General features: G+C 39.7%; 8 protein-coding genes. All 8 read right to left on the bottom strand.

What is annotated here, in order from left to right:
* Positions 1 to 86 precede the first annotated feature (86 nt).
* The 8 genes from O3598_RS00345 to O3598_RS00310 all read right to left on the bottom strand — a co-directional run bounded on the left by O3598_RS00345 (position 87) and on the right by O3598_RS00310 (position 12,135).
* Positions 87 to 2,465: an endonuclease MutS2 gene (locus O3598_RS00345; protein WP_316705718.1), complete on the bottom strand. Its 2,379-nt coding sequence runs from the start codon at positions 2,463 to 2,465 to the stop codon at positions 87 to 89.
* A gap of 14 nt (positions 2,466 to 2,479) precedes the next feature.
* Positions 2,480 to 4,927 (bottom strand): U32 family peptidase, encoded by a 2,448-nt coding sequence (locus O3598_RS00340; protein WP_287528306.1) that lies wholly within the window; start codon positions 4,925 to 4,927, stop codon positions 2,480 to 2,482.
* Positions 4,928 to 5,006: 79 nt separating this feature from the next.
* Complete coding sequence (gene pheT / locus O3598_RS00335) at positions 5,007 to 7,451, bottom strand: phenylalanine--tRNA ligase subunit beta (RefSeq protein ID WP_371451371.1); 2,445 nt, start codon at positions 7,449 to 7,451, stop codon at positions 5,007 to 5,009.
* Between the two features lie 9 nt (positions 7,452 to 7,460).
* Positions 7,461 to 8,483, bottom strand: a complete 1,023-nt coding sequence (pheS, locus tag O3598_RS00330; RefSeq protein ID WP_105084580.1) for a phenylalanine--tRNA ligase subunit alpha — start codon at positions 8,481 to 8,483, stop codon at positions 7,461 to 7,463.
* 36 nt (positions 8,484 to 8,519) lie between these two features.
* Entirely contained in the window at positions 8,520 to 8,984 is a 465-nt protein-coding gene (locus O3598_RS00325; RefSeq protein ID WP_005379184.1) for a PaaI family thioesterase, read from the bottom strand.
* 128 nt (positions 8,985 to 9,112) lie between these two features.
* Positions 9,113 to 10,324 carry an ABC transporter permease gene (locus tag O3598_RS00320; RefSeq protein WP_060807774.1) on the bottom strand — a complete coding sequence of 404 codons (1,212 nt, stop codon included), beginning with the start codon at positions 10,322 to 10,324 and terminating at the stop codon, positions 9,113 to 9,115.
* Positions 10,317 to 11,039 (bottom strand): ABC transporter ATP-binding protein, encoded by a 723-nt coding sequence (locus tag O3598_RS00315; RefSeq protein ID WP_005375997.1) that lies wholly within the window; start codon positions 11,037 to 11,039, stop codon positions 10,317 to 10,319. The genes O3598_RS00320 and O3598_RS00315 overlap by 8 nt, the downstream gene beginning before the upstream one ends.
* A 13-nt stretch (positions 11,040 to 11,052) precedes the next feature.
* A complete protein-coding gene (locus O3598_RS00310; RefSeq protein WP_118353972.1) occupies positions 11,053 to 12,135 on the bottom strand; it encodes an efflux RND transporter periplasmic adaptor subunit in 1,083 nt (360 codons plus the stop codon).
* Positions 12,136 to 12,178: the final 43 nt, after the last annotated feature.

The following is a 12,178-nucleotide window of genomic DNA, read 5'->3' as shown; positions in this document are numbered from 1 at the left end:
ATGGTTTTGCCTCTTTTCTATTACAAAAAAAGAAGCAGACTCATAGTTGTCTGCTTCTTATCTAGCACTATCATAAGGATTGTATATTATTTTAACACTACATTTGTAGCACCTGCGCCACCTTCATCATAGCCAGCAGTTTCAAAATGTGCTACTTGTGGCAAGGTTCGTAAATACTGATGTACGCCTTCGCGCAATGCACCAGTCCCTTTACCATGAATGATACGAACTTGGTTGATGCCGCCTAATAGGGCTTGATCAATAAATCGACCTACAGAAACAACAGCTTCATCTACGGTTTGACCGAGAATATTAATCTCTGTACGCACTTCTTTTTGACGTTGTACGGCAGAGCCACCTGCTTTTTTGCGTGTTTTAGGTTGGGCCTTAAGATTATCTCGTTGAATCTTATTGGATTCTTCTCTCGTAGTAGTTTGCAATTCATTTACTTTCACAGTAGCAGATAAACCATTGATATCTACAGTAACACGATTGCCCTTAATGGATAAAACCGTCCCTAACGAGCGCAAAGATGTGACATATACAACTTGACCAATAGCAACTGCATCAATAGATAATGTCTTACGATCATCGTTCACCGGTGCCTCTGGCACGTGAACATTAGAGATTCCTTTACGAGCTGCATTGATAGCGGATAGGCGCTTATCCTTATTTGTCTCAGAGAATTGAGCCTTTAACTGTTTAATGATGGCTTCCCCTTCTACGCGGAGACTACGTTTCATCGATTCCGCATCAGCTTGAGCCTTCGCTAACATCTGTTTGCGTTTTTCATTAAACTGTTTCTTTTCTCTTTCTAATTGACCGCGCATACGACGTGTTTCATCTAATTCTTTTTTGAGTGCCCGTTCGCGTTCCGATGATTTACGTAATTGTTCATTCAAATCGGTTAGAACATTTTCCATTTCACTACTGCCAAATTTAGACTTGTAATCGCGTGCACGATTGACAATATCCTTTGGTAGCCCTAAACGCGCTGCAATGCTCAATGCATGACTACTACCAGCTACGCCAATATGTAATCGATAGGTAGGCTTTAAGGTGCGCTCATCAAATTCAACGTGACCATTCTCGATACCTGCCGTATGGTACGCATAGTTCTTTAACTCATTATAGTGAGTACTTACCATCATAAGTGTTCCTTTTTGGCGGAAGAATTCAAGTATGGATACAGCTAAAGCACTACCTTCCTCCGGATCTGTGCCGGAGCCGAGTTCATCGAGTAGCACAAGATCATTAGGACCACAATGTTTAATAATAGAAATCACTTGTGTCATATGTGCAGAGAATGTAGACAAGCTAGCTTCAATGCTTTGTTCATCCCCAATGTCTGCAAAAATATTGTGAAAAATCGGCAATATAGAACCGTGATCAGCAGGAATAAATAAACCGCTTTGGTTCATAAGGGATAATAAGCCAAGTGTTTTTAATGACACCGTTTTACCACCCGTGTTGGAGCCAGTAATCAATAAAATTCGATAATCCGTACCTAGACGAATATCTGTAGGTACAACTGTATTGGCAGGAATCAACGGATGACGAGCACGCATCAAATTGACGTCACGCCCTTCGCTCAATGTGGCTTGTACTGCCTTTTGAGCTATAGCGAGTTTTGCTTTCCCATAGACAAATTCAATATGGGATACCTTTTCACAGGCATCCATCAGATCATTACTATGTTGTTTGATAAGGGCTGAAAGTTCCTTATAAATGCGTAATACCTCTTGCTCCTCACCAATTAAAGCTTCTTGCAAATCATTATTTAGCTGTACAAGTCGCATCGGTTCAATATATAATGTTTGCCCTGTTGCAGATCGATCGTGAATTAAACCATCAAAATATTGGCGATATTCTTGCTTAACAGGAATTACATAACGATTGTTGCGTTGCGTAATAATCGCTTCTTGGAAATATTTCTGATTATCCTTGTCATGCAATATGGCTTGAATATCGTGTTTAATACGATCTCGCGTCTTACTAATCGTATTCCGTAGGCTCGCCAATTTAGGAGATGCTGTATCGAGCAGTTCCCCTTTTTCATCAAATACACGTTTTAACCGTTGTTCCACACGGTCCATATTCGGCATGTCTTGCATCCATAAAGACAATAATGGGTATTCCATATACTTCGCTCTAAAGAACTTCGCCATACGTTTATAGGCACCTATAGTTATATAGACATCCCATATGGCTTCTCGTGAAAGCACAAAATCCTTACGACTCTTTTTACAAGATTCACGTATATCTCGAGTCCCCCCTAAAGGTTGCTCGATTTCTGTTTGCCAAGAGCGTAGTGCTTCTGCTGTTTCATCTAAAGCCTCTTGAATCTTTTCTCGATTCGTCATAGGTTCTAATGCTAAAGCCATTTCTTTAGCAATAATAGAGCTACAATGACTAGCCAACTCTTCTTTAATTTTTATAAAATCTAATACATCTTCATTAAACAATGTACTACCTCGTTCTATAAAATACCTCTAAAATAATGTCCCCGTGTAATAGATTCGCCTTGGGAATCTATTTTCTTAGGTGGTGCCTCCATCGTACCCGTTGCTATGCCAACATATTGGGATACAATATCTTTCACATAACTTGGTTTCATATGACGACCATCTATGCGTAATATGGAAATTCCTTTTTGTAATAACATAGGTACATAGGCTCGCATATCCATTTCATGACTATTCATGATGTGCATACGACAGTATGGATCCGTACGAATTGGGAATATTTCACCTTTTCTATCCTTTAACGAATACGATTCCTTAACACATGGCATAGGACAATTTACTTTACTACCTGTGCCAACAAAACTTGCAATAGCACAATATTCGGAAATCATCATTTCCGTATAGCCATGTATCATCGTCTCAATAGGAACGTGACTATGTTTAGCTAGTTCCGTAATTTGTTTTAAGGTCAACTCTTGCGATGGATTTACACAACTTATATGTAACTGTTCCCAGAAATGCAATGTAGGTGTATTGAAAATATTAAGTCCTGTATCAGCCTCAATGGCACCTGTATATCCTAATTCACGGAGCCATAATAATGCTTGTGGCACGTGAATGGAAATACTATCTGGATGAGCCTGTACGATTGCCTCTAATGTATGTTTATATGCTTCTACTTCATCATCTTTCACAACTCGTGGTGTAGCAAAGGTGCAAATCACATCAGATTGAGCACATAAACGGGCTACCTCATCATATATAGATAACGCATATGGTATACGACTCAGTCTATCACCACCAAAAACGATTTTTTGTGCTCCACCAGAAATTGCTGCTTTCACACCTTCTATTTCATCGACACGAGCTGAAATCATAGGACAAGTATCATAGGATAACTCGTGTTGCGCCTTGAAATCATAATCTACATCGCCTGTTACTTGCAATGCTTGCCATGATTCTACATGATGTGTAATTAACGCTGTTTCTAATGCAGTTACAGCATCACGACGTAGTGCATTAAGAACGCTAGCAGGCCACATATAAGGGCCATCAGGAATATCTACATAAGAAAGCCTAAATAACGTATTACCTAACCGACCTAACTGTTCTGTTACCTTCTCTAACGATGTGGGCACTTTATTAGCAATAGCTGGCACATACTCATTTGTAACAGTCACACTAAGGCCAGAGTCTAGGATGGCAGTTAATTCAGTATAATTTGTTTCACCATTAGAACCAACACTGAGATATACAGACATATCATATTTACGGGTAAACTCTTGTAAGCCTCGTGACTTTGTATTCTTTGGTGTAGATGCTAAATATAATTGACCTACTGCTAAGCCCTCTGCTGGTCGCCCTTTATACAGCGTATCGGATACACATGTCCATTCGTCATCTACCGTATAATAGGTAACACTGCCATTAGATTGTAATATTTTAACTAATGAACCTTGTTCAATAGGTTCTGTTAAGGATAAGTAAACTTCCCCTTTTTTCGTATACGATTCGCCGATTGGCTTACCCTGGTGATTTGGCGCCACTACGGTCATCATTTGTCGACCTACCGTATCTTCTAAATAGGCTGTGGAAAATCCACGATTAAATCCAGAGGCTAGTGCTTTACGTTGATTTTCTTGAATGGACGCCTTATCCAATATTTCTCTATATGTGCCTATCACTTGACGTACATAGGAAACCTTTTTCATACGACCTTCTACCTTAAAGGATGTAACACCAGCCGCTACAAGTTCATTCATATGCTCGCTGTAGTTAAGATCCTTTGGACTCAACAAATAGGCTTCATGTTTAGGTAACACACTTTCACCCTTAGAATCCAATAATTCATAAGGTAAGCGGCAAGGCTGTGCACAAGCACCTCGATTACCACTGCGGCCACCGATGAAAGAACTCATCAAACATTGACCTGAGTAACATACACATAATGCACCATGTACAAATACTTCAATTTCTGCCTTACAATGTTTGCATATATGTTGAATTTCCTTAAGACTTAATTCACGAGCCAATACAACGCGAGTAAAGCCTAAACTTTCGTAAAACCGAACCGCATCTAGTGTAGCAGCCGTCATTTGTGTACTACCGTGAAGATGGATGTTTGGTGCAACACGTTTTGCAATTTCTGCAACTGCTAAGTCCTGCACGATGATGGCATCTACACCAATAGAGTCTAAATCCTTAAGATAATTTTCAAGCTCCCCTAGTTCAGTGTCTCCAATTAAAATATTAACGGTTACATATACAGACACATCTAGAATATGCGCCAATCGCACAGCTTCACGCAGCTCATCAATGCCAAAGTTGGCTGCATGAGCCCGTGCATTAAAGACCTTGCCCCCTAAGTATATAGCATCCGCCCCAGATTCCAAGGCAGCCATAAAATTTTCCATCGTACCCGCTGGTGCTAATAATTCCATAATAAATCCTTTCTGACTCATTACCTATACCTTCTATTATACAACAGGGGATAGATAGACATAAAAGGGTCTACCATAAGGTAAACCCTTTCACGATGATTTATCGTAATTTACAATTTTTAGTTGCTAATGCATCAATAATCGCTTGAATTGCACCATCAATGTCTTCATCATTTAATGTTCCTTCCATCGATCTAAATTGTAAATTATAAGCTAAGCTACGATAGCCCGCTTCAATATGTTCCCCTTCGTAAACGTCGAAGATAGATACGGATTCTAAGTATTCTCCGCCATGTTCCTTAATAAGCGCTACAATGTCACCACTTGTAACAGATACTGGTGCTACAATAGCCAAGTCACGACTTGTACCTGGGAATTTACTGAATGATTGATATCTAAATGGCGGTACTGTAATGGATAAAACAGCTTCCAAATCGATTTCAAACATATACACTTTACCAGACAAATCGAAGTTTTTAACCACTTGTGGATGTAATTCACCATAGTTAGCAATCGTTACACCATTGACTGTGTAATGTGCACTTACGCCTGGATGGTAATAGCTTTCACTAGATGGTTGAATATTATATTGAGTCAATCCTAATTTAGCTAGTAAACCGTCAACTACACCTTTTACATCATAGAAATCAGTATCGCGTTGCGCTTGGTTCCATGCGGCCTCTGTAACCTTACCCATCATAATACCACATGCCATAGGGCGTTCATGCGGTACTTCTGTTAATGGCAATGACTTTGGTTCATATACATTAGCCGTTTCAAATAACCACAAATCTTTGTTTTGTTGTGCAATATTGCGTTTAGCTGCTTCAATAACAGCTGGCACCAACGTAGTTCTCATATATGGGAACTCTTCGGAAATAGGATTTAAGATTGGAATAGCAGTATAACGACTGTCACCTTCTGGTAACATCATATTCGTAAGGCCATCTTTGTGCATGAAACTAAATGTAATGATTTGGCTAAGACCTGCATGAGCTAAGTAATGCGTTACTTCTTTTGTTAACGCTTTCTTAGGTGTCATACCGCCGGAGGATAGTATCGCTACAGGAATTGTAGGCGCAATATTATCATAGCTTACGATGCGCGCCACTTCTTCAGCAATATCAGGCATACCAGTCACATCATCGCGCCATGTTGGAACGAGTGCTTCAATAGTATCACCAGATTCTGTAATGCCAAATTCGAGCTTCGTTAAAATATCTACCATTCTATCTTTTTCAATAGAAGTGCCAAGATAGTCATTGATTTGTTCTGCTGTGAAAGTTACAGTGCGTTGTTCTACTGGTTCTGGATATACATCAATAACGCCAACACTCACCTTACAGGAAGGACAGATTTGTTGTAACAATTGTGCAGCACGATCGATAGCATATGCTGTATATTTATGGTTTACACCGCGTTCAAAACGACCGGATGCTTCGGAACGCATACCTAATGCTTTGGATGTACGACGAATAGATGGTCCATTAAATACAGCAGCTTCGAACAAGACGTTCGTAGTTTTATCTGTTACTTCACTAGTAAGACCACCCATAACGCCAGCTACGCCGATTGGGCCCTTTGTATCTGCAATGATAAGCATGGACTCATTGAGTTCACGTTCATTACCGTCTAGTGTAGTAAGTGTTTCACCGGCTTTTGCACGACGTGCAATAAGGGTATGGTCCGCTACACAATCATAATCGTAAGCATGCATTGGTTGACCTAATTCAAGCATAACGTAGTTTGTTACGTCTACTACGTTATTGATAGGGCGAATGCCGCTATTACGCAAACGATTTTGCATCCACAATGGAGATGGTTCGATGGTAACATTCGTAACAAGACGGGATGTAAATCGCGTGCAAAGATCATGCGCTTCGATAGCTACAGATGCTTTACCTTCGATGGACTCACCATTTTCATTCACCATAATAACTGGGAATAAAGCCTTTTGATTTGTCATGATACCGAATTCACGGGACAAACCAACCATGGAGAAGCAGTCTGCACGATTAGCTGTCAATTCAAATTCATACACAGTATCGTCAAGCATGAGTGCTTCTTTAATATCTAAACCGATTGGTGTGCCTTCAGGGAAAATATAAATGCCTTGTGCTTCTTCCGGTCTTACCAAATCACTAGAAATACCGAATTCAGCAACGGAGCAAAACATGCCTTCTGATACAACACCACGTAATTTACCTTTTTTAATTTCTGTACCATCTGCCAAACGAGATTTATGATACGCAACTGGTACGATTTGACCTACAGCTACATTAGTAGCAGCGGTAACGATTTGTTTAGTAATTTCTTCCCCATCTTCAGATAAGCATTGTACTTGGCATACTTGTAATTTATCTGCATCTGGGTGTTTTGTAATTTCTACGATTTTACCAGTATAGATTTTTTTCAAACCTGGATCCATAGAAAGTACTTCTTCTACAGGAATACCTGCTTGTGTTAATTCATCCGCTAATTCTTGGGCAGGACGATTTAGATCAAGAGGTACGTATTCATTCATCCATTGTAAGCTTGCTTTCATTTCTACCTCCTAAAATTGTTCCAAGAAACGGATATCATCTTCAAAGAATAGACGTAAATCGCCAATACCATATAACAACATAGCAATACGTTCTACGCCCATACCAAAGGCAAAACCTTTCACCTTATTAGGATCATAGCCATTAAGTTCAAGTACACGAGGATGTACCATACCGCAGCCAAGGATTTCAAGCCAGCCTGTATGAGAGCATACACGACAGCCTTCACCACCGCACATTACACAGGAAATATCAACCTCTGCAGATGGTTCTGTGAATGGGAAGAAGCTTGTACGGAAACGTACCTTTGTGTCATCGCCAAACATATGACGTAGGAATGTTTCGATAGTGCCTTTCAAATCAGCAAATGTAATATGTTCATCAATAATCAAGCCTTCTACTTGATGGAATACTGGAGAATGCGTAGCATCATAATCCCAGCGATATACCTTACCAGGCGCAATCATGCGAATTGGACTGTTCGGCTCATGACGTTGCATAGTACGTGCTTGTACAGGAGATGTATGAGTTCTAAGCAAGAAATTTTCTGTAATATAGAAAGAGTCTTGCATATCGCGTGCTGGATGATCTTTTGGTAAATTAAGACACTCAAAGTTAAAGTGATCTTGTTCGATTTCAGGACCTTCTTCAACGGTATAGCCCATTTTCATGAAGAAATCTTCAATCATTTCGTTTACTGTTGTCAATGGATGAATATGACCTGTTTTTGGAGCTCTACCAGGTAGAGTGATATCGATTTTTTCCTCTTCCAAGCGAGCGTTCATAGCCGCTACTTCCATAGACGTTTTCAATGCATCGATTTCTTCCTCTAATGCTTGACGAACTGCATTAACAAGAGCCCCCATTTTAGGGCGTTCTTCGGGGGAAAGTTTACCCAACCCTTTTAGCAATGCCGTTACTTCACCTTTTTTACCTAAATATTTTACGCGTACGTCTTGCAACGCTTGTTCATCAGAAGCGCTTTTAATAGCAGATAACGCTTCTTCTTTAATGCGTTGTAATTCTTGTTCCATACAACCGTCCTCCTAAATTACAAAGTTCAACCCCCATTATACCAAATTTGGGTCATCTTCTTCAATGAATCTCCAAGGTAAATCCGGTAAAGGACGCTCTTCTACCACAAAAAACGTACCTCTTGCTATATGTACCACTTCACCTAACTCATTATAAATACGCGCAGTAGCCACCATCGTAGTTTTACCACTGTGTTCCACATTCGCTACACCACGCAATACTGTGCCACCTTTGACAGCTTTCAAATAGTTACCATTAATATCAATGGTACTCACCGATTTTCCTAGTGTAAAGCATGCCGTTCCCATCAAGCTATCTGCAAAGCCAATACAAACAGCACCATGCAAGTGCCCTCTAAAATTGCAGTACTCCGTTTCATTTGTTTGCAACGTCATTTCTGCATGACCAGGTTCTACAGTTGTCACCTCAGAATCTTTTACCCAGGAAAAAGGATTCTGTGTACGTAATTCATTAAAATATTCCAATAATGTTGTTGCCATAATTTCCTCACTAAATTAAAAATAGTGCGTTACATCATACTTAATTGTATCATGCAACGCACTGTATGCGAATATGTCTATTACATTATATGAATGTGAGATCTCTCAAATATCCGCATCTACCAATACTATTCATAGTGTAACGCATCAATTGGATTTAATTTAGCCGCTTTTCGCGCAGGATAAATACCGAATACCAAACCGATGGCCATGGAGAATGCAAAGGATAACACGATAGTAGGTACCGAAATAACCGTACTCATACCAGATGCCAATCCTATCAATTTTGACGCACCTATACCGAGAGCAATGCCTATGAGACCGCCCATAAGACTGATTACAACAGCTTCGATTAAGAATTGTGTAACAATGACAAAGTATGTAGCACCTAAGGCCTTACGAATACCAATTTCACGAGTCCGTTCGGTAACGGAAACGAGCATGATATTCATAATCCCAATACCACCTACAACAAGAGAAATAGCAGCTACAGCACCTAAGAACAAGGTCAAGGTTCCTGTCGTCTGCTCCATCGTTTCCATAATCGATTTCATATTCTGAATGTTGAAATCATCAAGGTTTGTGTCCTTAATGCTATGACGTACACGCAATAGATTTTCTATATCCGATTGCAAACGGTCAATACCGTTATCATCATTAGCAACAACGTAGACCATACGAAGATAGTCAACACCTTCTACCCGCTCCATAGCCGTCGTGTAAGGAATGAAGATAGTATCATCTTGGTCATTCCCCATAGTACCATTCCCTTTACTGTTAAGAACACCTATAACGCGGAACGGAATATTTTTAACACGAATTTCCTTACCCACTGGGTCCTCACCAGCAAATAAATTCTTAACTACGGTTTGTCCCACAACAGCTACGCGTTCACGATTTTCTACATTCTTGCTAGAGATAAATCGACCTTCAGCCATGGTCCAATTATTTACATCTTGAAAATTACTACTTACACCACTAACAGTAGTAGTCCAGTTCTTACTTTGGTATATAGTTACATAAGAATTAGCTGTATATGGACTTGCTGCCTTGACGCCATCTAATTTGCTAATAGCTTGATAATCAGAAACCTTCAAAGATTTCATAGATCCCTGTGATGGACGCACACCCGGTGTACGTGGAGCACCAGGCATAACCATCAATAGATTGGAACCTAAACTAGAAATGGAATTCTGAATATCTTGTTTAACACCATTACCGATTGACACAAGGGCAATAACAGCAGCTACACCAATAATAATACCTAGCATCGTTAAAATAGATCTCATTTTATTGGCAATCAACGATGCCCAGGCCATTAAGAAACTTTCTTTATACATGTGTCACCTCCTGAACAGGAGTCATATTTACATTTTTCTTATCCTCCACAATTAAGCCATCACGCAATACAACGTTTCGACTTGCATAGGTTGCAATTTCAGGTTCATGGGTAACAAGAATTATGGTACGCCCTTCGTCATAGAGGCCTCTAAAGATATTCATAACATCTATAGTCGATTTAGAATCCAAATTCCCTGTCGGTTCATCGGCCATGATGATAGCAGGGTCATTGGCCAATGCACGGGCAATCGCCACACGTTGACGTTGACCACCGGATAGTTCTGCTGGTAAATGATCCATACGGTCACCCAAGCCTACAGATGTAAGCAAAGCCTCTGCACGAGCAGTACGTGTTTTTTTATCGATGCCTGCATAAACCATGGGCAACGCCACATTTTCAATAGCCGTTAGTTTCGTTAATAGATTGAAGCTTTGAAATACAAAGCCTATTTCTTTATTACGTACATACGCTAATTCATCATCACTGAGATTAGCTACTTCATTACCATTCAAGCGATAGGATCCAGATGTAGGTCTATCTAAGCAACCTAAAATGTTCATAAAGGTAGACTTACCAGAACCAGAAGGCCCCATGATAGACACGAAATCACCTTTTTGTACCTGTAAATCTATACCATGTAGAACGGGAACCGTTAACTTACCATTTACATAGGTCTTTGTAATACCTTGAATATCAATAACTGACTGATTCATAGTTCACCTACGCTTAAAATGGTCCATGAGAGTTATTCTTAGGGCCCGTTACATCACCACTAACAATAATTTCATCACCTTCGGAAACGCCGCTTAAGATTTGAACATTTGTATCACCCGTTACACCTGTAGATACAGCAGTTCTAACAGGTTGACCATCTTTGATGACATATACATATTCACCTTGTTTATCAGTACGTACCGCTGTTAATGGTACAACAAGGGTATTCTTAATATCATCGCCAAAGATTGTGGCACGTGCGGTCATAGATGGCAAGAAATTCGAGGAAATATCAGCTGGAATCGATACTTTCACAGTATAGTACACTACGCTATTACTTGTAACACCCATATTCCCTTTAGTACCTTTTGCAATTTCAGATACATAGCCTGTGAAAGTTTGACCTGGCTTAGAGTCAACAGTAAATTCTACCTTAGAGCCATTTTTTACATTGCCAATATCAGTTTCATCAACTGTCAAATAAATTTCTAAATCAGATAAATCCGCAATGGTCGCAATGATCATTTGTGTCGAAATGCCTGTACTAATCGTTTGCCCGGCCTTAAGAGGTGTCCCTACTACTGTACCCGACATAGGAGCAGTGATAGTAGCATCATTTAAATCAGCAGATACTCTATCATAAGTTGACTGAGCTTGTTCATATGCAGTCACAGCATCATCATAAGTTTGCGCTGCTACAGCATTTTGATCGATTAGCGCTTTATAGCGATTCATATCTAAACGCGCTTTATCGAGAGCAGCCTTTGCATTATCAACTTGTGCTTGTAATTGTCTTGTATCTATATAGGCGATCACTTGACCTTGCGTAACATGATCATTTTCCTTGACCAATACTTTTTCAAGTTTACCAGCCACATTTGTGGATACGTCTACATAATTAACAGGGTTAATAGTACCCGTAGCACTAATACTAGTCTTTACATCGCCCTTTTCAACCTTGCCGGTTGTATATTTCTGCTGGGTCTGTGCACTATCATTTGTATGAACATAATAATAGCCACCACCACCTAATAAACAGATAGCAATAACACCACCAATAATACGTTTACGGTGCTTCTGAAATAATTCTTTCATATATACTCCTTAATAAATGAGTCATTTCATTATTATTTACCAT

The organism is Veillonella atypica, assembly GCF_041431435.1.
Taxonomy (GTDB): domain Bacteria; phylum Bacillota; class Negativicutes; order Veillonellales; family Veillonellaceae; genus Veillonella; species Veillonella atypica.
This window is presented reverse-complemented; position numbering and strand designations above follow the sequence as displayed.